The sequence below is a fragment of the Mycolicibacterium brumae genome, from assembly GCF_025215495.1.
Taxonomy (GTDB): Bacteria; Actinomycetota; Actinomycetes; order Mycobacteriales; family Mycobacteriaceae; genus Mycobacterium; species Mycobacterium brumae.
Window position 1 is genome coordinate 1324965 of sequence record NZ_CP104302.1, and the last position, 23443, is coordinate 1348407.

The window sequence follows — 23443 nt, forward strand, 5'->3', positions numbered from 1 at the left end:
CCGGTGTTGTAGCTTCAAGCGATTCAGCAGGGGAGTTCGCTGGGACGGTTCGCGCCGCACCACACCCCAGCCCCGACGAGCCCGCTCGAGGAGAACGTGTGGAGGCCAAGGCGTTCGGCCACTACGAGCTGCGTGAACGGCTCGGGCGCGGGGGTATGGGCGAGGTCTACCGCGCCTTCGACACCAAGACCCACCGCGAGGTGGCGCTGAAGGTGCTGCCGGCCCACCACGCCGAGGACGCCGCCTTCCAGGAGCGGTTCCGGCGGGAGGCGCACGCGGTGTCCGGGCTCAGCGAGCCGCACGTCGTCCCCATTCACGGCTACGGCGAGATCGACGGCCAGTTGTACCTGGACATGCGGTTGATCGAGGGCCGCACCCTGGGCGCGGTGCTCACCGACACCGGCCGGGCCCTGAGCCCGGAGTTCTGCGCGACGTTCGTCGAGCAGATCGGGTCCGCGCTGGACGCCGCGCACGCCGAGGGCATCATCCACCGCGACGTCAAACCCGCGAACATCCTGATCACCGACAACAAGTTCGCCTACCTGATCGACTTCGGGCTGGCCCGCGGCGCCACCGACGCCGGGATGACCACCGCGGGCAACACCCTCGGCACGCTCGCCTACATGGCGCCGGAGCGCTTCGACAACTCGGTCACCGATCCGCGCTCGGACATCTACGCGCTGACCGCGGTGCTCTACGAATGCCTCACCGCGGTGCGGCCGTATCAGGGCGACAGCCTCGAACAGCAGATCGCCGGGCACCTGCGGTTGCCGCCGCCCAAGCCGTCGGACATCAACCCGCGGTTGGCCCCGTTCGACGAGGTGATCGCCAAGGGCATGGCCAAGGATCCGGACCGCCGGTTCCAGAGCGGCGCGGCGCTGGCCGCCGCGACGTCCCGCGCGGCCGAGGCCACCGCCCGCAGCACCACCGGCCGACACGCGGCCCCGAGGCCGGCCGCCGCCCGGAAGAGTCGAAAGGGCTGGCTGGTGGCCGCCGCTCTGCTGCTCGTCGGCGTGCTGGCGGGAGCCTTCGTCTGGGCCACCGGGGACCGCGGCGGGCCGGGTGAGGGGACGTCGCCGTCGCGGAACGCCGGAGACGACGGCCGGGTGGCCAAGATCGCCGCCACGGTCCCCGAGGCGATCAAATCCCGAGGCGTCCTCATCGTCGGGACGAACGTGCCCTACGCGCCGGGGGAGTTCAAGGACAGCGACGGCAATCTGGTCGGCTACGACATCGACCTGATGAACGCGGTGGCCAGAACCCTGGGGCTGCGCGTCGAGTACCGCGATCTGGAGTTCGACACGATCCTGGGCGCGGTGGAGACCGGGACGATCGACGTCGGCGCGTCCTCGATCACCGACACCCGGCAACGCGAGCAGAAGGTGGACTTCGTCACCTACCTGCAGACCGGCACCAGCTGGTCCCGGCGCGTCGGGGACACCGCCGACCCGGAGGCGCCCTGCGGGTTGCGGGTCGGGGTGGCCCGCGGCACCGTTCAGGAGACCCACGAGCTGCCGTCGAAGAGCGCGGCGTGCGAGGCGGCCGGCCTGCCACCGCTGGAGAAGGTGGTGCTCGATGAGCAGGACGCGGTGACCAAGGCGCTGTTGCAGGGCGAGATCGACGCCATGTCGGCCGACTCGGCGATCGTCGGGTTCGCGGTCAAGCTCAGCGCCGGCAAGATCGAGCAGGCCGGTGAGGCGTTCGACACCGGCCTCTACGGGTGGCCCGTCGCGCGCAATTCGGCGCTGTCGCAGTCGCTGCGGATGGCTCTGGAGCACCTGATCGGCACCGGGGAGTACCGGGAGATCGCCACTCAATGGGGCCAGCAGCTCAGTGTGGTGGATCAGCCGGTGATCAACGGCGCGACGAGGTAGCGCGGTGCCGCTGGGACCGGGCGAGGTCATCTCCAGCGAACCGGCCCTGGGCTCCTGGCCCTGATCAGAGCAGCGTGTCGAGCCAGCCGCGGATGAAGAACAGCAGGAAACCGACGGCCACCACCCACAGCAGCGGGCTGACGTCGCGCGCCCGGCCGGTCGCCGAGCGCACCACCACCCAGGAGATGAACCCGACGCCGATGCCGTTGGCGATCGAGTAGCTCAGCGGCATCACCGCCACGGTCAGCACCACCGGCAACGCCACCGAGAAGTCCGACAGGTCGATCTCACGCAGGTGCGAGATCATCATCGCGCCCACCACCACCAGCGCGGCAGCGGCGACCTCCGACGGCACGATCTCGGCGACCGGGGTGAGAAACATCGCCGCCAGGAACAGCAGCCCGGTGGTCACGCTGGCCAAACCGGTGCGCGCGCCCTCCCCGATGCCGGCGCCCGATTCGACGAACACCGTGTTCGACGACGCCGACGCCATCCCGCCGACCACCGCGCCGGCGCCCTCGACTACCAGCGCGGACTGCAACCGCGGGAAGTTGCCGGAGTTGTCGGCCAGCCCGGCCTGCCGGGACAGCCCGGTGAAGGTGCCCATGGCGTCGAAGAAGTTGGTGAACACCAGCGTGAAGACCAGCATCAGCGCGGCGATCACTCCGATCCGGCCGAACCCGGTGAAGCTGAAGTCGCCGAGCAGCGACAGATCGGGCAGGGCCAGCGGCGAACTCGTCAGCGCGGGCACCGACAGCCGCCAGCCGCCCGGGTTCTCGGTGGCCGGGCCCAGATCGAGGGCGGCCTCGGCGATGACGGCCAGCAGGGTGCCCACCACCAGCCCGATCAGGATGCCGCCGCGCAGCTTGCGGGCCACCAGCACGCCGGTCACCAGCAGTGTGATCGCGAAGATCAGGGTGGGCACACCGCTGATCGAGCCGTTGCCCTGCGGGCCGAGACCCACCGGGGGAGAAGGGCTACCGGTGGCGGCCACGAACCCGGCGTTGACCAGCCCGATGAACAGGATGAAGAACCCGATGCCGACGGTGATGGCGAGCTTGAGTTCCATCGGGACGGCGTCGAACACCATCTTGCGCACCCCGGTGGCCGCCATCGCGACGATGATGAGCCCGTTGATGACCACCAGCCCCATGGCTTCCGACCAGGTCAGCGAGCCGACCACCGAGCTGGCTAGAAACGAGTTGATGCCCAATCCGGCGGCGAATGCGAACGGCATCCGGGCCACCACCGCGAACAGGATCGTCATCGCACCGGCTGCCGCCGATGTCACCGCCGACACCTGGGCGAATCCCAGCTGGTGGCCTTCGACGTCGGAGCCACTGGCCAGGATGATCGGGTTCAGCACGATGATGTAGGCCATCGCGATGAAGGTGACCAGCCCGCCGCGCAACTCGGTGACGACGTTGGAACCGCGCGCGGTGATCTCGAAGTAGCGGTCCACCCACCCGGCGGTGTCGCCGGCCGGTTTTGTCACAGATTCACGCCCATCGGCCCCACGTTCCAGATCTCGTCGCAGTACTCCCGGATGGCGCGGTCGGAGGAGAACTTGCCGCTGCGGGCGGCGTTGAGGATCGACATCTTCGACCAGTGGTCGCGGTCATTCCAGACGCGGCTGATCCGGTCCTGACACTCGATGTAGGACGCGTAGTCGGCCAGCGCGAGGAACGGGTCGTGGAACACCAGCGAATCCAGCACCGGGCGCAGGATCTCGGTGTCCCCGTGGGTGAAGGTGCCGTCGGAGATCAACTGCAGCACCGCGGTCAGCTCGGCGTTGCGCTCAATGTAGTCGGCGGGCCGGTAGCCGGTGGCTTGCAGCTGCTCGACCTCTTCGACGGTGAGTCCGAACAGGAAGAAGTTCTCCGCGCCGGCTTCCTCGCGGATCTCCACGTTGGCGCCGTCGAGGGTGCCAACGGTCAGCGCCCCGTTCATCATGAACTTCATGTTGCCGGTGCCGGAGGCCTCCTTTCCGGCGGTGGAGATCTGCTCGGACAGGTTGGCCGCCGGATAGACCAGGTGGGCGTTCTTCACGTTGAAGTTGGGCAGGAACACCACCCGCAGGAACCGGTTGACGTCGGGGTCGTTGTTCACCGTCGCGCCGATGGCGGTGATCAGCTTGATGATCCGCTTGGCCATGAAGTAACCGGGCGCGGCCTTGCCGCCGAAGATGAACACCCGCGGCGGGATCACCAGTCCGGGTTGGGTTTTCAGGCGGTGGTACAGCGTGACGATGTGCAGCGCATTGAGGTGCTGACGCTTGTACTCGTGGATTCGCTTGACCTGGATGTCGTACATCCAAGTCGGGTCCAGCTCGATTCCGGTGGTGGTGTGCACGTACTCGGCGAGCCGGCTCTTGTTGGCGCGCTTGACCGCTCGCCAGCGCTTGAGGAATTCCGGGTCCTCGGCGTAGGGCTCCAGTTCGCGCAGTTTGTACAGGTCGGTCAGCCAGCCGTCGCCGATCGTTTCGTTGAACAGGTCGCGCAGCCCGGGGTTGGACAGCGCCAGGAACCGCCGGGGGGTGACTCCGTTGGTGATGTTCCCGAACCGATCCGGCCACATCTCGTAAAAGTCCTTGAGCACACTGGCTTTCAGCAGCTCCGAGTGCAGCGCCGCGACACCGTTGATTCGGTGGCTGCCGACGGTGGCCAGATGCGCCATCCGCACGCACTTGCCGCCGTCCTCGCCGATGAGCGACATCCGGGAGACTCGGTCCGGGTCGTCGGGGAAGCGGGTGCGGACCTGCTCCAAGAAGTGGTTGTTGATCTCGTAGATGATCTCCAGGTGCCGCGGCAGCGACTCATCGAACAGTCGCAGCGGCCACGTCTCCAGGGCTTCCGGCAGCAGCGTGTGGTTGGTGTAGCCGAAGGTTCGCACCGTGATGTCCCACGCTTCGTCCCAGTGCACATGGTGCTCGTCGACCAGCAGCCGCATCAACTCGGCGACCGCGATCGACGGATGGGTGTCGTTGAGCTGCACCGCCCACTGGTCGGGCAACTCGCGCAGCGGTCGGCCGGCCACCTCGAGGTGGATCCGCAGAATGTCCTGCAGCGAGCACGTGACGAAGAAGTACTGCTGGGCCAGCCGCAGCCGCTTGCCGATCTCCGGCTCGTCGTTGGGATAGAGCACCTTGGTGACCGTCTCGGCGGTCACCTCCTGCTCGACGGCCTTGTAGTAGTCGCCGGTGTTGAACGCCTCGAGCGCGAAGGACTCGATGGCGCGGGCGCTCCACAGCGTCAGGGTGTTGCAGTTGGGCACCCCGTAGCCCTGGACCGCGGTGTCGTAGCCGACGCCCTTGACCACGTGGCCCGGCACCCAGCGGACCCGGAAGTGGCCCGCGACGTCCACGTACTGCTCGGTGTGGCCGGCCCAGCCGGCCGAGTAGTTCATGTCGGGCTTGTAGACCTCCCACGGGTTACCCGAGGACAGCCAGTTGTCGGTGCGCTCGATCTGCCAGCCTTCGTGGATCTCCTGGTCGAAGATGCCGAACTCGTAGCGGATGCCGTAACCGATAGAGGGACGCTGCAGAGTCGCCAGCGAGTCCAGATAGCAGGCCGCCAGCCGGCCCAGTCCGCCGTTGCCGAGGCCCGGCTCCTCCTCGCAGGCCAGCACCGCGTCGAGGTCCTGGCCGAGATCGGCCAGCGCCTCCCGCGCAGACTCCTCAATCCCCAGGTTGAGCAGGTTGTTGCCCAGCTGCGGGCCCATCAGGAACTCCGCCGACAGGTAGCAGGTGACCTTCTTGCTGAGGTCCAGGAACGTCTGGGTGGTCGGCATCCAGCGGCCCTGCAGCCGGTCGCGGACCGCCAGCGCCAGCGCGGTGTAGTAGTTCTGCGTGGTCAGCACCGCCGCCGGGCGACAGATCGAATACAACAGGTGGTCGGATATCGCCGCTTTCAAGGCATTGGCCGTCATCCCGGTGCGGCTCAAGCCGGTCGGGATCTCTTGGGTTTGGCGGTCGGTCACATCGGTCATCGTCATATCCCTCAGCTGCTCATTGTCGGCCTCTCGCCCCGGAAAATTAGCACCCTGCCGGTCCGCCCGCAGCGGCAATGGCGGCTCCGGCCGGGGGCGGCGCGGACGGCGCTGGTCAGCGGGTGGGGACGGTGGCGGTGACGCCGCGGTGCAGGGTCAGGCCCGGGGCGAGGGCGGGGGATTGGGCGACGGGTGCGGCGGCTGCGGGGGCTGTGGGCGCGACGGCTGCGGGGGCCGTCGGCGCAATGGCTGCGGCGGGCGTCTGCGGGGCTGTGGCCACCGGAGCGGTTGCCACCGGAGCGGTTGCCGCCGGTGCGGCTGCCGCCGGGGCGGTCGCGACCGGAACTGCTGCCACCGGAGCGGTTGCCACCGGGGCCGCTGCCACCGGAGCAGGCGCGACCGGGACAGGGGCTGGCGCGTACTCGCCGACCTGCAGCACCTTGAGCATCTCCGGCTTCATCTGCTGCAATTGCGCGCCCCAGTACCCCCAGCTGTGTGTGCCGTTGGCGGGGAAATTGAACACCGCGTTGTGGCCGCCGGCGGCGACGTAACGCTGCTGGAACTCCTTGTTGGTGGAGATGGTGATGTTCTCCAGGTACGACGCGGAGAAGTTGATGCCAAAGTCGCCGCCTGACTCCATGCCGGCGGGCTTGCCGTCGCCGCAGTACACCCACAGCGCGGTGCCATTGGCCACCAGGCGGGGGATGTTCACCATCGGGTCGTTGCGCTGCCAGGCCGGGTCACTGCTCGGGCCCCACATATTGCGCGGGCTGAAACCGCCGGCGTCGTTCATGGCGACGCCGATCAGCGTCGGCCACAGCCCGTAGGACGGGTTGAGGAAACCTGACAGCGAGGAGGCGAAAACGAACTGCTGCGGGTGCCAGGTGGCCAGCGTCAGCGCCGCGCCGCCGGCCATCGACACACCGACGACGGCGTTGCGGACCGGGGACTGGCCCTTGTTGGCGGCCATCCAGGCCGGCAGTTCCTGGGTCAGGAAGGTTTCCCACTTGTAGGTGTAGGTGCCGGCGTTGCCCTTGGCCGGTTCGTACCAGTCGGTGTAGAAGCTGGACTGGCCGCCGACCGGCATGATCACCGAAAGCCCGGAATCGTTGAACCACTCAAACGCGGCCGTCTCGATGTCCCAGCCGTTGGCGTCGTCACGTGCCCGAAGGCCGTCGAGCAGCAGCACCGAATGCTCTCCGCCGCCCTGGAACTGAACCGGGATGTCGCGGCCCATCGACGGCGACGGAACCTGCAGCATCTCCACCGGCAGTCCGGGACGCGAGTAGGCGCCCGCCTGGGGTCCGGTGACCAGCGACGCGCCGAGGGCGAGCACTGCGGCGGCGCCGACGCTGACCGCGCGCGCAGACACCTTCGTCCACCGTCGCGTGATTGAGCTCGCCACCTGATCTCCCGTCGCCGTGCCGCTGCGGGAAAATTAACAGCGGCACGGCGCCGGGTCAGATCCCGCCGCGCGGAGTGATCGCCTTGTTACCGACCGCTTTCACAGTTGTGACGAGCGCTCGTCGAATCAGCCGGTGCCGGTGCGGCTGATCTTCTCCTCGCGCGCTCGTCGAATCAGCCGGTGACCCGGGTGCCGGCGGACCCGGTGACGATATTGGCGATATCGGCGAGCGAGCCGATCACCGCCGTGCCGCCGGTGGCGCGGGCGAAACCGCAGGCGGCCGCGACCTTCGGGCCCATCGACCCGGCGGGCAGGTCCAGCCCCTCGATCTCCCCGGCGGTGACCTCGCCGACCTTGGTCTGGTCCGGTGTGCCCCAGTTGAGGTACACGCCGTCGACATCGGTGGCGATCACCAGTAGGTCAGCGCCGAGTTCCTCGGCCAGCAGCGCCGAGGCGAGATCCTTGTCGATCACCGCTTCCACGCCCTGCAGGTCGTTGTTCTCGTCGTACATGGTGGGGATGCCGCCGCCGCCGGCGCAGATGACCACGACACCGTTCTCCACCAGGGTGCGGATCGGCCGAATCTCGAAGATCCGCTTGGGTTTCGGGCTGGCCACCACCCGGCGGAACTTGTCGCCGTCGGGTGCGATCGCCCAGCCGCTCTCGGCCGCCAGCGCCTCAGCGGTTTCCTTGTCGTAGACCGGGCCGATCGGTTTGGTCGGATTCTGGAACGCCGGGTCGTTCCGGTCGACCTCGATCATCGTCAGCATGGTGGCCAGCTGCTGGTGGCCGGGCAACAGGTTGCCCAGCTCCTGCTCGATCACGTAGCCGATCATGGCGTCGGTCTGGGCGCCGAGCACGTCCAGCGGGTACGGCGCGACCTCGGTGTAAGCGGCGGACTGCAGTGCCAACAGACCCACCTGCGGGCCGTTTCCGTGCGCGACAACCACTTCATTGCCGGGCACCACCGCGGCGATCCGTTCGGCGGCGAGCCGGATGTTGGACCGCTGGTTCTCCGAGGTCATCGGCTGGCCGCGTTGCAGAAGTGCGTTGCCGCCCAAGGCGATAACGATGCGCACAGCGAACTCCTTACGCCAGCGCCGCGACGAGCACGGCCTTGATGGTGTGCATCCGGTTCTCGGCCTGCTCGAAGGCGATATTGGCCGGGCTCTCGAACACGTCGTCGGTGACCTCGATGCCGTTGGACAGCTGCGGGTACTGCGCCGCGATCTGGGCGCCCACCTTGGTCTCGGAGTTGTGGAACGCCGGCAGGCAATGCATGAACCGCACCCGCGGGTTGCCGGAGGCGGCCATCAGGGCGGCGTTGACCTGGAACGGCATCAACTCGTCGATCCGCTGTCCCCAGGCCTCGATCGGCTCACCCATCGACACCCACACGTCAGTGTGGATGAAGTCGACGCCCTTGACGGCTTCCTGCGGATCGTCGGTGATCAGCAGCAGCGCGCCGGAGTCCTTGGCGAAGCTCTCGCACATCGCGATGTGCTCGGGCTCCGGCCACAGGTGCTTGGGCGCGCCGATCCGCACGTTCATACCGAGCTTCGCGCCGACCAGCAGCAGCGAATTGGCCATATTGTTGCGGCCGTCGCCGACGTAGGCGTAGGAGATCTCATGCATCGGCTTGGAACAATGCTCGGTCATGGTGAGCACGTCGGCCAGCATCTGGGTCGGGTGGTATTCGTCGGTCAGACCGTTGAACACCGGGACGCCGGCGTACTTGGCGAGCTCATCGACCACATCCTGACCGAAGCCGCGGTATTCGATCGCGTCGTACATCCGGCCCAGCACCCGGGCGGTGTCCTTCATCGACTCCTTGTGGCCGATCTGCGAGGAAGTCGGGTCGATGTAGGTGACGTGCGCGCCCTCGTCGTAGGCGGCCACCTCGAACGCGCACCGGGTGCGGGTGGAGGTCTTCTCGAAGATCAGCGCGATGTTCTTGCCCGCCAGACTGTGCCGGACGGCGCCGGAGTATTTGGCGCGCTTGAGATCCCGGGACAGGTTGAGCAAGTAGATCAGGTCGCGCTCGCTGTGGTGGACCAGCGACAGCAGGTTGCGGTTGCGGATATTGAAAGGCATCGTCGGCGTCCTTTGATCGAGGGTGAGTGGGTGACCCGGCCGCCGGGACGGCGGCCGGGTGCTTGGCGAATGGATCAGTAGGCGGGGTCCCGCAGGATCGGGCAGGTCATGCAGCGACCGCCACCGCGGCCCCGGCCGAGTTCGCCGGCGTCGATGGTGATGACTTCAATGCCGGCCTTGCGCAGGGCGGTGTTGGTCAGCGTGTTGCGGTCGTAGCCGATGACCACGCCCGGCTCCACGGCGACGACGTTGTTCGCGTCGTCCCACTGCTCGCGCTGGATGCCGTAGATGTCGCCGGCGGTGGCGACGACGGTGAACTTCACCCCGAGCGCCTCGCCGACGACCTCGGCCAGGCCCTTCTTCTCCTTGGTGATGCTGATGCCGTAGGGTTCGGTCTCGTCGGGCCGCAGGCTGATCGGCTGGATGCCGTCGACAATCGGGGCGTAGGCGGTCAGCACATCGTGATTGCAGAAGGTGAAGACGGTGTCCAGGTGCATCGCCGAACGGGTCTTGGGCAGCGCGGCGATGATCACCCGGTCGGCGGCGTCGGCGTTGAACAGATTCCTGGCGACCTGGACGATGGCCTGGCGGGAGGACCGCTCACCCATGCCGATGACGACGGTGCGGTTGCCGATCGGCATCACGTCGCCGCCCTCGAGCGTGGTGGCGCCGTGGTCGTAGGGATCGCCGTTGGGGTCACCCAGCCAGACGTCGTAGGTCGCGCCCGCGAACTCCGGGTGGAAGTTGTACACCGCGGTGGTCAGCAGGGTTTCGGGCTGCCGCGCCGGCCAGTACATCGGGTTGAGCGTGACGCCCTCGAAGATCCAGGACGAGTTGTCCCGCATGAATTGGGTGTTGGGCAGCGGCGCGATGACGAAGCCGGCGGGCTCGGTCTCGGCGAAGGCGCGCAGGAAGGCGCCGGAGGCGTCCTTGGGAACCTCGTGGAACGCGATGCCGCCGATCAGCGAGCGGGCCAGCTCTGCGGCCGGCATTTCCTCCAGCCACGGCCGCAGTTCCTCGGCGACCACCGGGCCGACCATATTCGGGGTCAGCCGGCGGTCGAGCACCCAGCTGCGAGCGGTCTGGTCGGCGAGCACATCACCCAGGCATTCCTGCAGATCGAGAACCTGCACGCCGCGGTCGTGCATCTTGGAGACGAAATCGAAGTGATCACGACGTGCCTGGGCCAGCCAGATGACGTCGTCGAACAGCAGCTCGGCGCTGTTGTCGGGCGTGAGACGCTGGTGGGCCAGGTCGGGTTGACACACCAGCACGCGGCGCAGTTTGCCGATCTCCGACCACACGCCCACCTTGGATTCGGTCTCAGGCATTTGGTTTCCTTTCCATTGTCACAACATTGGGACGAACTCAGGAGCCGCGCGCGAGCGCGCCGAATTGAATGCGATGTCTCAGCCGGAGAAGACGGCGATATTTCCGGTGGCGATTTGCCAGATGGCGATGAGCCCGGCGACGACCAGAACGATGAAGATGATCAGTTCGGCCTTGGTGAACAGCGGCTGGCCCTTTTCCCGACGCGCCCACACATACAGCGCGGTGCCCAGCGCGTAGAGCAGCGCCGCGGTGAGCAGGTATTCCAGCCCGCCGGCGTAGACCAGCCAGATGGCGTAGATCAGCGCGACTCCGCCGACCACGATGTCGCGGGTGCGGCCCTTCCCGTCGTTGTAGGTCTCGCCACGCACCGCCAACAGGAACTGGTAGGCCGCCGACCACAGGTAGGGCAGCAGGATCAGCGAGGTGGCCAGCAGCACCAGGCCCAGGTAGGTGCTTTCGAAGAACAGCGTCAGGATCAGCACCACCTGCACGCAGCCGTTGGTCAGCCACAGCGCGCCGGCGGGGGAGCCGTTGGCGTTCTCCCGGCCCAGCGCCTCGGGCATCACGGCTTCCTTCGCCGGAATGCGCAGGATCTCCGCGCACAGCAGGAACCAGGCGAGCAGGGCGCCGAGCAGCGAGATGATCAGGGCGACCGAGATGAACCCCGCGCCCCAGGGCCCGACCTGCTGGGCCATCAGGGCGGCCATCGACGGATCCGGCAGGTCGGCGAGCTCGGCCTGCTTCATCAGGCCGTAGGACAGGAAGTTGACCAGCAGTAGCAGCGAGAGGACCGCCAAAAACCCTGCGACGGTGGCCTTTCCGACAGCGCTGCGCGACTTGGCGCGCTCGGAGTAGACGGCTGCGCCCTCAATGCCGATGAACACCCACACGGTGATCAGCATCATGTTCCGGACCTGAGTCATGGTGTCACCGAGCGGAGCGCCATCGATGTCGGTGTTCTCGCCCCAGAGGTCGGCGCTGAACAGGCCCATCTTGAAGCCGACGGCGGCCACCGCGATGAACGCCAGAATCGGCACCACCTTCGCGATGGTCACCACGGTGTTGACGAACGCCGCGGTCTGCACACCGCGCAGAATCAGGAAGTGGGTCACCCACAACAGGATTGAGGCGCCGATGATCGCGGCCGGAGTGGTGCCCTCGGTGAAGGCGCCCGGGAAGAAGTAGTCCAGTGTCGCGAACAACAACACCAGGTACGCGACGTTGCCCATCCAGGCCGAAGCCCAATAGCCGAACGCCGAGGTGAAGCCGATGTAGTTGCCGAAGCCCTCGCGCGCGTAGCCGTAGACACCGCCGTCGACCTCGGGCTTGCGGGTGGCCAGTGTCTGAAACACGAAGGCCAGCATCAGCATTCCGATGCCGGTGATGATCCAGCCGACCAGCAGTGGCCCGGGTGCGGCCATCCCGGCCATCTGCGAGGGCAGTGCGAAAATGCCGCTGCCGATCATCGATCCGATGACGATGGCGGTCAGGGCGGCGAGCCCAAGTTTTCCAGCTGAGGCGCCTGCGGTCCTCGCGGGCGAAACGTCGGTGTCCGACATATTCTGAGGTCTCCCCGTGGTCGTCGTGTCCCTAATCGACTCCCCGAACCTAGCTCACAACTGTGATCGTGACCGCACCTTTCCGAAGTGGAATCTCTTTGCTGACAGAGTCACGACTTCGGGCCTCATGCGGTGTGACAAGTGACCGTCGAAAAATTGTGCCGGTGCTCAACGAACCACTGTCCGAGCTCGTTGAGCATCGCGGTCGCGGTGGCGAACTGGCCGTCGTCGGGTTCGGCGGCCAGCGCCACGCCGACGCTGCCGCTTTCCTCGGACACCAGCGCCAGTTGCCGCACCAGGTAGTCACCGCCGGGGCCGGGGCCCCAGAGTGGAGACGCCCGGACGGTGCTGAAAGGCCGCCTCAGCCGCGGGCGTCCGACGCGGGTCACGCGGGCATGAGTTCCTCGATCTTCTGCCGCCGAGTCTGAGGCACTCGTGCGAGACTCGACAGCGTGGAGGGGGAGACACAGAAGTACGCGAGCATCGGTGGGTACCTGGTACTACGCCGAATCGGCGCCGGTGGGATGGGTGAGGTGTATCTCGTTCAGCATCCGCGTCTGCCGCGCCAGGATGCGTTGAAGTTGCTGGACACCAATGTCAGTCGTAACGCCCAGTTCCAGGTGCGGTTCATTCGCGAGGCCGAGCTGCTGGCCCCACTGCGCCACCCCAACATCATCACGATCTATGACCGCGGCGAGTACGAGGGCCGACTGTGGCTCACGATGGAGTTCATCGACGGCCAGGATGCCGCACAGTTGGTGAAGGCCCGGGGCGCGTTGTCGTTGGAGTTGGCGACGGAGATCATTGCTGGCGCCGGCGCCGCCCTGGATCATGCCTACGGCGAACGCAAGATCACCCACCGGGATGTGAAGCCGGCGAATATCCTGGTGGAGCTGGATCGCGCGGGTGATTTGAAGTCGGTGAAACTAGCGGACTTCGGGATCGCCAAGGCTGGCAGTGAGTCGACGTCCCTGACCTCGACTGGGATGACGATCGGCACAATGAGCTACATCTCCCCGGAGGCGATCGACGGCCGAGAGCTGGATAATCGCGCTGATGTGTATTCGCTGGGTTGCACGGCATTTGATCTGTTGACTGGCGCCCCGCCGTACGTCGCCTCGCCAGTCTCGGCGCTGATGATGCGTCACGTTTCGGCGCCGGTGCCGAGGATCACCGACGCCAACCGGGCTCTGCCCAGGGCGCTGGATGCCGTGTTCGCCCGGGTGCTGGCCAAGGAACCGCGTGACCGCTACGCCACGTGCGCGGAGTTTGTCGCTGCGCTGCGGACCGCGGCCGCGCCTGAAGTCGTGGTCGCAGAACCACCAGTCGTGGATTATCCGGCGGGGGCGTCGACGATGAGCGCTCCCGAGTCAATGGTTCAGGAACGGACACCGGGAACGGCCACCGCCTGGCCCGCAAAGTCAAAGCCGGAACCGTGGGCACAGACAGAAAAGCGACCAACAACGGAAGCCTCGAAGGAAGTCGCCCCGAATCCGCCGGTGTCGACCAAACCGCAATTCAAATCTCCGCTCGATGCAGGAGCGTCCACCGATGCGTTGCCCCCAGGGTTTCCGTCAACGTCGAAGAAGAAGCTGGGGGGTATGGGCTGGCTGGTCGTCGCGCTGTGCATTCCGGTCGCAATTGCGGCCGTCGTGGCCGGGGTGAATATGGTGTCGGACGCAAGCGTCAAGTCGGCATCGTCACCAACGATAACGTCTCACCTGACCTACCCGACGACCGCGTATCCCACGACAACAACAACTACGAACGTGAACTCGATCCCGAGATATTCGGGAGTTCCTCCGGCGTCATACACGGGGATCGATCCCTACGGGGTCTCATGCGCCATTACAAGCCTGACTGATTCCTCTGTTGGGTGGGGTGTTCAGGCGCGACGAGGTTCGAAAAGTACGTCGTGCCTGATGGCAGCGAACACGCTGAGGGCATATTGGAACAGCGGGCCCGTACGAGGTGTGATGCCCGATCCGGCGGTAGGATTTCCGGTCGAAGGATCCGTTCCGTGCTCGACGCTTGGGCCAGCCGCGGAGTGCGGACCCAATGACACCATCATCGTGCGCTGCTCGCCACTACGGACCGGTGACTACGTCGCTTGCACCGGAGGCCGCGCGGCGGTCGTCTACATCTACTAACCAGCGGCGAAAGTCGGCGTTGCTAATCCAGGAGGTCGCGTGACTAAACAACAGGCCCGAGTAATGGTGGTCAGTATGGTCGCAAGCTTGGTGGCGACCTCCTGTTCTTCGTCTGGGACACCCCGGTCCTTCGAAGCACAACCGCACAAAACCGAGGTATCGGAGCCAGTCGCAGGAACCTCGCACGAGAGGTCAGCACCCAATGATGCCTCCGACTGCCAAGCGCCCGTCGTGGCTCTAGATCCCGGACACAATCCCGTGCAAATCGAAGCCTTCGACCCCGAAACTGGTGCGGCGATGATCGACTACCCAAACGGGGCGGAAGGCGCGAACGTTATGGCCGTAGCCAACAACGTTAAGGAGGCGCTAAGCAATGCAGGCTACACCGCTGTCCTGTTGAAGAATTCAGTCGACGAAAGCGTGAGCTACCGCGAACGCGTGAACCGGGCCGACCAAGCAGGCGCCGATCTCGCGGTCTCTATCCACACCGATATCAACAACGCATCGGTCTTCGTTCAGCGAGTCGGACTTTATCGGGAAGGAACCGCCGCGCAAGGCAAGCACGTCCGCGTAGAGTTCACCAACGGCGAGACCGCCGCGAAGAGCGAGCGGTACGGCAACGTGATCGCCAAGAAGCGGAGTGAAGTCGAGGGTCGGACGGTAAGCGTGGTCGACAACGACTTTGGCGGCCGCGCACCCCTTTGGTCGGGGAACATTCCGATTATCATGCTCATCTCCGAGAATGTTCCTTGGGTATACAACGAGTTCGGGTTGCCTGGTAAGGGTGGCTCTGTGCCCATTGGCGATGAAGGCATAGCTCTCTATTCGGAGAGCTTGACTAAGGGCATAGAAGCGGCGTTGCCGAATGCTTGCACGAAATCGTCATCGACGAGTTCCGCGCCACCAACGTGAGTATCGCCAGACCGCGAAGCAACCGGAAGTAGCGGATTCACCTCATTCGCGCGCACAAATGCGGACGCCGGTGTGTGCCTTCTCAGGTCAGTGGCGGGTTTCAATGCAGGAACACACGCGCGTCGGTGCCTCCCGTGCAGGTGATGTACGGATCGGTGGGCGAACCGGTGCACTCCACCACGAAGTAGCCGCCCTGGCAACGCTGACTGCTCGGATTGCACGGCACCGCGCCGGGCACGGTGAGGGTGCGGGGCCGGTCGTCGGGCGCGCCGGCCTCCCAATACGCGGACAGCACATTGCGGGTGAACAGGCAGCTGGTGGCCACCGAACCGCGGGCCGCGTGACTGCCGAACTCGGCCCCGTCGCCGTGGCTGTAGCCGGCGTCGCAGTTGGTCTGGGTGCCGTCGGGCCCGTGCACCATCGGCGGCACCCCGGCCGGCCGGGTGGGGCTGGCCGGAGCCGTCGAGGTGTCACGTGCCGGAAAGCTGGGCGCCGACTGCGGGGACGCCCGGATCGTGGTCTCCGCAGGCGCCGACGGGCCGGACCCCTGGCCGCCGACGAACATGCCGATGGCGAGGCCGACGACACCCAACAGGACCACCGCCCCGATCAGCAGCGCGGCGGTGTTCCTCGATGTGCGGCCCGACGCCTCCGTGGGCTCGTGCGTCGCAGGTGGGGCGGTGTACTCGGGGGCGACGGCGGGCCAGGCCGGCGGCGTCATCGCCGGCCACGGCGGCGGCGTCGGGACCGACGGCGGGGGTCCGTAGCCGGGCGGGGCGGCCTGGGTGGACCCCAGCGGCCCCGACCCGGGCAGTGCGGTCATCGCGGTCTGCGCCGGCGGCGGCTGGGTCAGCGCGCGCCCGGCGGCGCGGGCCAGCGCGCCGGCGCTGCCGTAGCGGTCATCGGGCTCTTTGGCCATGCCGCGGGCGATCACCGCGTCGAATGTCGGCGGCACCCGCGGATTGAGCGCCGAGGTCCGCGGCGGCGGGCTATACATGTGTGCGGTCATCAGTGATTGCGCGGTTCGCGCGTCGAACGGCCTTGAGCCGCTGAGGGACTCGTGCAGCACGCAGGCCAATGAATACACGTCGGCGGCGGGGGACACGGTGGCGCCGGTGAGTCGCTCCGGCGCGATATAGGCGAAGGAGCCGACCGTCATTCCGGTCTGGGTGAGGTGGCTGTCGCCGGACTGCTCGGCGATCCCGAAGTCCAGCAGGTATGCGAAATCGCCCGCGGTGACGACGATGTTCTCGGGCTTGACGTCGCGGTGCACCAGGCCGTCGGCGTGCGCGGCGTCCAACGCGCCGGCGATCTGAGTGATGATGCTGACCGCGCGAGCCGGATCCAGCGGCCCCGACTTGAGCACCGTCCCCAGATCCGGCCCCTGGACCATCCGCATATCGATGTAGAGGCGCCCGTCAATCTCACCCCAGTCGTGGATGGGGATGACGTGCGGTTCCTGCAGCTTCGCCGCGGCATGGGCCTCCCGGGTGAATCGCTGCCGGTATTCGTCGTCGCGGGAGAGCTGGTCGAGCAGGATCTTCAGCGCGACCGTGCGGTCCTTCTGGGTGTCGTGGGCTTGGTACACCTCGCCCATCCCGCCACGGCCGAGCAGCTTGATCAGCTGATACTTGCCGAAACGGGATCCCTGCCGTGGCCCGGTCACCGTCGTTCCCCCGTCCTGTCGCTGTAGGAGGAGTGAACCACCAACCTCACGCCGGTGCCCGACAAATCGGCGGGCCGCGTCGGGTTAGGAGCCCGCGCTCGGCGGCGCGTTGTCCTTGGGCTTGTCCCGATCGCCGGTGAACGCCTTGCTGATCTTCCTGACGAACTTGGTCAGGCTGGGCGGCTTCAACTTCTTCGGTTGCTGAGCGCGTGTGCCCTCGCTTGGGTCGGACACCAGAGCGGCGCCCGCGCCGGTCCGGTTGAACACCGCGTTCTGGGACGCCGGCGCCAATGGTTTCAGCGCCTTGGCGAGGACCCCCGCGGACTCGCCGGTCAGCTTCGCGCTGAGTTTGCCGGGCGCTGTGTAGGTTTCGCCGTCGTCGGCGGACGCCTTCAGATCGGCGGAGGTGTTCTCCAGCGACTTCTGCAGGGCGCCGATTGACGGAAGCAATTGCGCGCGGGTGGGCTTGCTGTAATCGGTTCGGTCATAGCCGGTTTCGATGATGGCCCGCAGCGGCGGATCGAGTGCGTCGGCCAGTTCGGGGGAGACCGCGCGGACCGGCGCCAGCAGCGGCAGATCGTCGGTGCGGACCAGGTAGTAGGTGGTGTTCCCGCGCTGCTGGTAGTACATGGAGCCGTCACCGGTTTCCGCCGCCTCAGCGAGGTCGCTCGCTTGCAGCTGAGTCTGGGTCTTGCCGTGCACCAGGGCGATGCCCATGACCGCGTTGGCGGTGGCCAGCAGGTTCAGCGGATAGGTCGGGAAGTCTGCCCAGCCGTCGTACTGGCGGGCGATGTCAATGGTCGTGTCGCCGTTCTCCGGCGTCGCGTCGCTGAACGTCAGGTCCATGATCGGGATGTAGAGGCCCGCGAACCGGGACATCACCCCGCCGTTGGGGCGGGTGGGATTCTCGACCAATATGTAGGTCGTCCCAACGTCTGGATTCTGCGCCTTGTACTTCGAGGCGACGACGGCGCCCTGGGAGAACCCAAACACCACATCGTCGGCTCCGGGGGCCTGGTCCGTCAGTCCAGCCACGCCCTTGTCGACGGAGTCGTTCCATTTCGCGTCATTGAAGAAGCCCTTGGAGACCGGCCAGATGCTTGCCGGGTAGACGACCTGGGTGAAGGTGTCCTCCGGTGTGACGGGACTGGTGCCGCTGCGGACGACCGTCATGAAATCGCGGTATTGGCCATCGGTCGGCTCATCGCCGATGTTGGTCCCCCGCAGGTAGTACACCTGCGCCGCCAGCCGCGTTTCCGCGGCGACCACCTGTGTCGGCCCAATCGCCAGGCTCTGCCCGAACGGCGTCAAGCCGGGCGCCACACCGAGTGCGGCGACGCTCAACAATGCCACCCCGGCGGCTCCCGGGACACCCAGCCGACGAGTCCGACCTGCACGAACGCGCTGGGCGGGATTCGCCCGATGTTTACCGGCCATGCCGACCCTCTCAATCCCGCCCCAACCTGAGGGAATGCTACGACAGGCATGCCGCAAATGACGACTGTGCGCGGGTGTAACGCGGCCGGGCGCTGCGGCGAGAACCAAAGCAAGGAAGTGAGTTCGGCTAATCAACCTGGACGCGGGTGAATGGCATGACGCAGACATCGGGCCGCGCAGAGCCCGTGATCGGTTTGTCGATCGGCGCGACGAAGCTGGCTGCGGTCACCGCCAGTCACTCGCTGGTGCGTGACGCGGTGCTCCGGCTGCCGAGCGGCCCGCTGGTCGCAGGATTCGTCGACCGGGTAGGGGATCCGGTGGGGATGGTGGCCGATGACGGCTCCATCCATCGCGGCGAACAATTGTTGGCAGCCGCGCTCGGGCAGCTCGCCGAAACGGTCAGCGGGAGCTGGCGGCAGCCCGGCCGAGTGTCGGTGAGCCACCCCGCGCACTGGCGGCCCGAGACCGTCGAAGCGCTGCGGCGCGCCCTGCGGAAGTCCGCGTCCTGGCGTGAGGTCATCCTGCTGCCCGACCACGCCGCGGCGACCATCGCGCTGCAGCATCGGCCCGGGCTCCCGACGCACGGAATCATCGCGGTGCTGGACTTCGGTGGCAGCGGCGCCAGCGTCACCGTGGTCGACGCCGAACACGGCTACCGCGCGCTCAGCCCCACGGTCCGGTGCCCGGAGTTCTCCGGCGACCTGCTGGACCGGGCTGTGCTCGAGCATGTGCTGACCGGTATGCCGGCGGCGGATCTGTCGGAGACCTCAGCGATCGGGGCGCTCACCCGGCTGCGGCAGGCCAGCCGTCGGGTGCGTGAGCAGTTGTCGACCGGCGCGGTTGGCTCGCTGGCCGCCGACGTTCCCGGCTTCCGCGGTGAAATGCGGGTGACCCGATCCGAACTGGACGATCTGTCCGCTCCCTCGCTGAACGTCTTCCTCGACCTGGTCGAAGAAGTGCTGCGCGACAACCAGATTCACCCGGTGAATCTGTCCGGGGTCGCCACCACCGGCGGTGTCGCGGCGATGCCACTGGTCACCGCCGCCCTGTCGGGGAGGTTCCGCACACCGGTGATCACCGCACCGAATCCGAGCCTGACCGCGGCCGGTGGCGCAGCGCGTCGTGCGTTGCGCGGGCCCGCAGACAACACCGCGACGGTCCTGAACGTCGCAGCGCCGGCCACCGGATCGACCACCAGGGCCGCCCAGGCGTCGCTGGCCTGGTCGGAAGCCGACGACGTGCCCGAACCACTCCCGTTCGACGACCCGCGGTCGGCGCAGATCCCCGTTCCGAACCTCGGCCCGGAGCCCCCTCGGGAGATCGCCGATCCAGCCGACGCCCGGCCGCATGTGGCGTACCGGCCAGCCCCGGATGCGCCCACGCTGGAGGAGCGCCGTTTCCGCCGCCCGGTCGCGGCAGCAATTCTGGCCGCGCTGCTGATCGGCGCCGGGGTGAGCGGCGCCGCCGTCGCGCTGACGGCGGCTTCGGACTCCAAGCCGCGGCCGGTCACCGCGATCATGTTGCCGCCGGGATCGAGCGCGTTGCCGCAGTCTGCGGCGCAGAACCCGGTGGAAGAACCGAGCCCGGTCGCCGAGGCCAGCCCGAATGTGGTGGTGCAGCAGCGTTCCGCCGAGGTCCCGAGCCAGCAGCGGGCCACCCAACCGGCGCCGGCCAAGGCGGTGCAGGCCAATCGTCAGCAGCCCGCAGCTCAACCCGCCCCGGCCGCTCCCGCTCCGATCCCCGCCGCTCCCGCTCCGATCCCGGCGCCGGTTGGGCCCGCCATTCCGGCCCCCGTTGTGGCGCCGCCGATCCCGGCGCTGCAGATCCCCGACATCACCTTGGGGCTGCCGTTCTTCGGCGACCGTCCGTCGAACACGCCGTCGACGCCGACCGATCGCGCGAACCCGCCCAGCAGCGCCGAGCCGACGCCAACCTCTGAACCTGCGCCCACCTCGGAACCCGCCCCGACGTCGGAACCCGCGCCTAGCTCAGAGCCTGTTCCCACCTCGGAGCCCGTGCCCACTTCGGAGCCGGCCCCGGCGTCGGAACCCGCTCCGACTTCGGAGCCGGCGGTCACGCCCAGTAGCGCTGCGGCAGAAGAGGATCCGACGCCCGACGAGTGACTCAGTGCCCGCGGGCGACCCAGTCGTCGTAGTTGACGATTTCGTCGCCGATGCGGGTGGTGTCACCGTGGCCGGTGTACACGACCGTCTCCGGCGGCAGCTTGCCGAGCTTGTCCTTGATGGAGCCCAGAATGGTGGGGAAGTCGGAGAACGAGCGCCCGGTGGCGCCGGGGCCGCCCTGGAAGAGGGTGTCCCCGGAGAACACCGCACCCAGCGCGGGCGCGTAGAGGCACGTCGAGCCCGGCGAGTGTCCGGGGGTCTCAATGGCGTGCAGCTCAATGCCATCGGCCTTGAGCACGTCGCCGTCGGCGAGAGTGCGGAACTCGTTGTCCGGGTGGGTCATTCGCCACAGCATCTCGTCGGCCGGGTTGAGCAGCACCGGCGCGTCCAGGTCGGCCGACAGCTGCGGCGCCACGGTGATGTGGTCGTTGTGGCCGTGCGTGCAGATGACGGCGACGACGTGGCGGCCGCCCACCGCCTGTTTGATCGCGGCCGCGTCGTGGGCGGCGTCGATGACGATCACCTCATTGGCGTCGCCGACCAGCCAGATGTTGTTGTCGACTTCCCAACTGCCGCCGTCGAGTTCGAACACCCCGTGGGTGACGATCCGCTCGATGCCCGGTTGATTCGAATCGCTCACTGTGGCTTCTCCTTGCGCGGTTGGTGGATGCTGCGCGGTTGGTGGATGCTGCGCGGTTGGTGGATGCTGTGTGGTTAGAGGTGGTTAGAGGATGACGACGGAGCGCAGGATGGGTTTGCTGTGGTCGTGCATGTTGTGGAAGGCGTTTTCGACGTCGTCGATGCTGATGCGTTCGGTGACGAATTTGTCCAGGGGCAGCCGGCCTTGCAGGTAGAGGCTGGCCAGGGTGGGGAAGTCGCGTTCGGGTAGGCAGTCGCCGTACCAGGAGGATTTCAGCGCGCCGCCGCGGGAGAAGAAGTCGATCAGCGGCATGTCCAGGGTCATGTCCGGGGTCGGCACCCCGACCAGCACGACGGTGCCGGCCAGGTCGCGGGCGTAGAACGCCTGCTTCCAGGTGGCCGGGCGCCCGACCGCGTCGATGACGACGTCCGCGCCGAAACCGTCGGTCAGATCCTGAATGGCCGCCACCACGTCGGAGGAGGTGGCGTTGACGGTGTGGGTGGCCCCGAACTCCCGGGCCAGCTCCAGCTTGGCGTCGTCGGTGTCCACGGCGATGATGGTCCGGGCGCCGACCAGGGCGGCGCCGGCGATGGCGGCATCACCGACCCCGCCGCAGCCGATCACCGCGACGGTGTCGTCGCGGCCGATGTCGCCGGTGTTGACCGCCGCGCCGAGGCCGGCCATCACCCCGCAGCCCAGCAGCCCGACGACCGCCGGGTCGGCGGCCTCGTCGACCTTGGTGCACTGGCCCTGATGGACCAGGGTCTTGTCGGCGAACGCCCCGATGCCCAGCGCCGGGGTCAGCTCGACGCCGTCGGTGAGGGTCATTTTCTGGGTGGCGTTGAAGGTGTCGAAGCAGTACTGCGGGCGGCCGCGTTTACAGGCCCGGCACTGCCCGCACACCGCGCGCCAGTTCAGCACCACGAAGTCCCCGACGGCGACGTTGCTGACCCCCTCGCCGATCTGGGAGACCCGCCCGGCCGCCTCATGACCCAGCAGGAACGGGTACTCGTCATTGATCCCACCCTCGCGGTAGGTCAGGTCGGTGTGGCACACCCCGCAGGCGATCACATCCACCACCACCTCACCGGGACCCGGATCCGGGATCACAATGTCAACCACCTCAACCGGCGCGCCCTTAGACCGCGAAACCACCCCGCGCACTGTCTGACTCATGCGACACACCCTATGCGTCGTCGCGCCGTTGACACGCACGTTTCCTGGACACGGTCGGCGCAGTACCGTGGGATCTTGATGACTACCGCAGCCGAACTCCGCGCCACCTCCCGGGCCGACATGGTCGCCTCGGCCCGCGCCGCTTACGCCGCCGGTGATTGGGCAGCCGGCTACGCCAGTTTCAGCGCCGCGAGCGCGCTCGGACCGCTGACGCCAGAGGATCTGGACGCGATGGCGACCGCCGCCTGGCGGCTGGGCCGATTGGGGGAGTCGGCGCGACTCGCCGAGTTGGTGTTCACCCGGCACGCCCGCCGGGACCCCGTCGCCGCCGGAGAGAAGGCCGTCGGTCTCGCGTTGATCTGGCTGACCCGCGGCGACTCGAACCTCGGCCGCACCTGGATGGAACGCGCCCGCGAATTGATCACCGGCGCGCTGGTCGCTCCGGTGCACGCCTACCTGGCGTATCTGGACGCCGCGGTGGCGGCCGACGCCGGCCGCGACGCCGAGTTGCGGGAGCGCGTTCGGGAACTGAGCGATCTCGAACAGCAGTTGGCGCACCCGGAGGTGACGGCGCTCGGTCTGGTCGCCCAAGCGCGGGAGGCGCTGTCGCAGGGATCCCCGGAGGCGGCCTTCGAGTTGCTGGACCGTGCGGTCTCCGTCGTCGGCGCCGACCCGTCGACCATTGAATGGGTCGGGGAGGTGCACGGCGTGGTGGTCCGGCACACCCGCGGCGCCGCGGAGATCGAACGCAGCGACCGGCTGGCCATGGCGCTGGAGGATTGGCTTGCTGAGAGCGGGCTGGCCGGGCTGTACCGCGGTTGGGCGGCGCACACTCGCGGCGTGCTGCGGGTCCGCGGCGGCGACCACCGCCGAGCGCTGGAATCACTGGGCGTGGCGCTGCGCGAGTACCGGGTGCTGCGACCACACGGTGACACCGCCGACGTCTACGAGTGGATGACGCTGGCGCACCGCGGTCTCGGTGACAGCGACGCCGCCGAAGCCGACGTCACTGCCGCCGCCGCCATTCGCCGGCAGCTGGGCGGGTAGCCGAGGAGGGCCGCTTTCGGGCGGGAACTTTCGCCGTTGAC

General features: G+C 67.5%; 17 protein-coding genes. 5 read left to right on the forward strand and 12 right to left on the reverse strand.

The window, feature by feature from the left end:
• The first annotated feature begins 98 nt into the window (after positions 1-98).
• Complete coding sequence (stpK7, locus tag L2Z93_RS06500; RefSeq protein ID WP_090592444.1) at positions 99-1874, forward strand: serine/threonine protein kinase StpK7; 1776 nt, start codon at positions 99-101, stop codon at positions 1872-1874.
• Positions 1875-1938: 64 nt separating this feature from the next.
• On the opposite strand, the gene L2Z93_RS06505 is transcribed toward stpK7, so the two are convergent.
• The 8 genes from L2Z93_RS06505 to L2Z93_RS06540 form a co-directional block, all read right to left on the reverse strand.
• The gene (locus L2Z93_RS06505; RefSeq protein ID WP_090592440.1) at positions 1939-3369 is read right to left on the reverse strand and encodes an NCS2 family permease; all 1431 of its coding nucleotides are present in this window, start codon (positions 3367-3369) and stop codon (positions 1939-1941) included.
• Positions 3366-5861: a glycogen/starch/alpha-glucan phosphorylase gene (locus L2Z93_RS06510; RefSeq protein WP_090592625.1), complete on the reverse strand. Its 2496-nt coding sequence runs from the start codon at positions 5859-5861 to the stop codon at positions 3366-3368. Before L2Z93_RS06510 ends, L2Z93_RS06505 begins: the two co-directional genes overlap by 4 nt.
• Positions 5862-5976: 115 nt before the next feature.
• Positions 5977-7233, reverse strand: coding sequence for an esterase family protein (locus L2Z93_RS06515; protein ID WP_370745930.1), 1257 nt, complete (start codon positions 7231-7233; stop codon positions 5977-5979).
• Between the two features lie 206 nt (positions 7234-7439).
• Positions 7440-8345 carry a carbamate kinase gene (gene arcC / locus L2Z93_RS06520; protein WP_090593568.1) on the reverse strand — a complete coding sequence of 302 codons (906 nt, stop codon included), beginning with the start codon at positions 8343-8345 and terminating at the stop codon, positions 7440-7442.
• Between the two features lie 10 nt (positions 8346-8355).
• Positions 8356-9360: an ornithine carbamoyltransferase gene (locus L2Z93_RS06525; RefSeq protein ID WP_090593571.1), complete on the reverse strand. Its 1005-nt coding sequence runs from the start codon at positions 9358-9360 to the stop codon at positions 8356-8358.
• Positions 9361-9434: 74 nt separating this feature from the next.
• Positions 9435-10691 carry an arginine deiminase gene (locus L2Z93_RS06530; RefSeq protein WP_090593574.1) on the reverse strand — a complete coding sequence of 419 codons (1257 nt, stop codon included), beginning with the start codon at positions 10689-10691 and terminating at the stop codon, positions 9435-9437.
• A gap of 78 nt (positions 10692-10769) precedes the next feature.
• Positions 10770-12251: an arginine-ornithine antiporter gene (gene arcD, locus L2Z93_RS06535; RefSeq protein ID WP_090593577.1), complete on the reverse strand. Its 1482-nt coding sequence runs from the start codon at positions 12249-12251 to the stop codon at positions 10770-10772.
• A 125-nt stretch (positions 12252-12376) separates the two neighbouring features.
• A complete protein-coding gene (locus L2Z93_RS06540) occupies positions 12377-12547 on the reverse strand; it encodes a hypothetical protein (RefSeq protein ID WP_162562039.1) in 171 nt (56 codons plus the stop codon).
• Between the two features lie 156 nt (positions 12548-12703).
• Between L2Z93_RS06540 and L2Z93_RS06545 the strand changes: the two genes are divergently transcribed.
• Together L2Z93_RS06545 and L2Z93_RS06550 are read left to right on the forward strand one after the other, a co-directional pair.
• Positions 12704-14401, forward strand: coding sequence for a serine/threonine-protein kinase (locus L2Z93_RS06545; RefSeq protein ID WP_260575512.1), 1698 nt, complete (start codon positions 12704-12706; stop codon positions 14399-14401).
• A gap of 231 nt (positions 14402-14632) precedes the next feature.
• The gene (locus L2Z93_RS06550) at positions 14633-15313 is read left to right on the forward strand and encodes an N-acetylmuramoyl-L-alanine amidase (protein ID WP_234812045.1); all 681 of its coding nucleotides are present in this window, start codon (positions 14633-14635) and stop codon (positions 15311-15313) included.
• A 100-nt stretch (positions 15314-15413) separates the two neighbouring features.
• Here L2Z93_RS06550 and L2Z93_RS06555 read toward each other — a convergent pair whose 3' ends face one another.
• Together L2Z93_RS06555 and L2Z93_RS06560 are read right to left on the reverse strand one after the other, a co-directional pair.
• Positions 15414-16979 carry a serine/threonine-protein kinase gene (locus tag L2Z93_RS06555; RefSeq protein WP_234786285.1) on the reverse strand — a complete coding sequence of 522 codons (1566 nt, stop codon included), beginning with the start codon at positions 16977-16979 and terminating at the stop codon, positions 15414-15416.
• An 84-nt stretch (positions 16980-17063) separates the two neighbouring features.
• Positions 17064-18332, reverse strand: coding sequence for a PE-PPE domain-containing protein (locus tag L2Z93_RS06560; RefSeq protein WP_162562040.1), 1269 nt, complete (start codon positions 18330-18332; stop codon positions 17064-17066).
• A gap of 239 nt (positions 18333-18571) precedes the next feature.
• Here L2Z93_RS06560 and L2Z93_RS06565 point away from each other — a divergent pair, with 239 nt between their 5' ends.
• Positions 18572-20539: an Hsp70 family protein gene (locus tag L2Z93_RS06565; protein WP_090593583.1), complete on the forward strand. Its 1968-nt coding sequence runs from the start codon at positions 18572-18574 to the stop codon at positions 20537-20539.
• A 1-nt stretch (position 20540) separates the two neighbouring features.
• Here L2Z93_RS06565 and L2Z93_RS06570 read toward each other — a convergent pair whose 3' ends face one another.
• Together L2Z93_RS06570 and L2Z93_RS06575 are read right to left on the reverse strand one after the other, a co-directional pair.
• On the reverse strand, positions 20541-21179 hold the full coding sequence (locus L2Z93_RS06570; protein ID WP_090593586.1) for an MBL fold metallo-hydrolase: 639 nt from the start codon (positions 21177-21179) through the stop codon (positions 20541-20543).
• An 84-nt stretch (positions 21180-21263) separates the two neighbouring features.
• Positions 21264-22355, reverse strand: coding sequence for an S-(hydroxymethyl)mycothiol dehydrogenase (locus L2Z93_RS06575; RefSeq protein ID WP_090593589.1), 1092 nt, complete (start codon positions 22353-22355; stop codon positions 21264-21266).
• Positions 22356-22433: 78 nt separating this feature from the next.
• Here L2Z93_RS06575 and L2Z93_RS06580 point away from each other — a divergent pair, with 78 nt between their 5' ends.
• On the forward strand, positions 22434-23402 hold the full coding sequence (locus tag L2Z93_RS06580; RefSeq protein WP_128111918.1) for a hypothetical protein: 969 nt from the start codon (positions 22434-22436) through the stop codon (positions 23400-23402).
• The last annotated feature ends 41 nt before the right edge of the window (positions 23403-23443 follow it).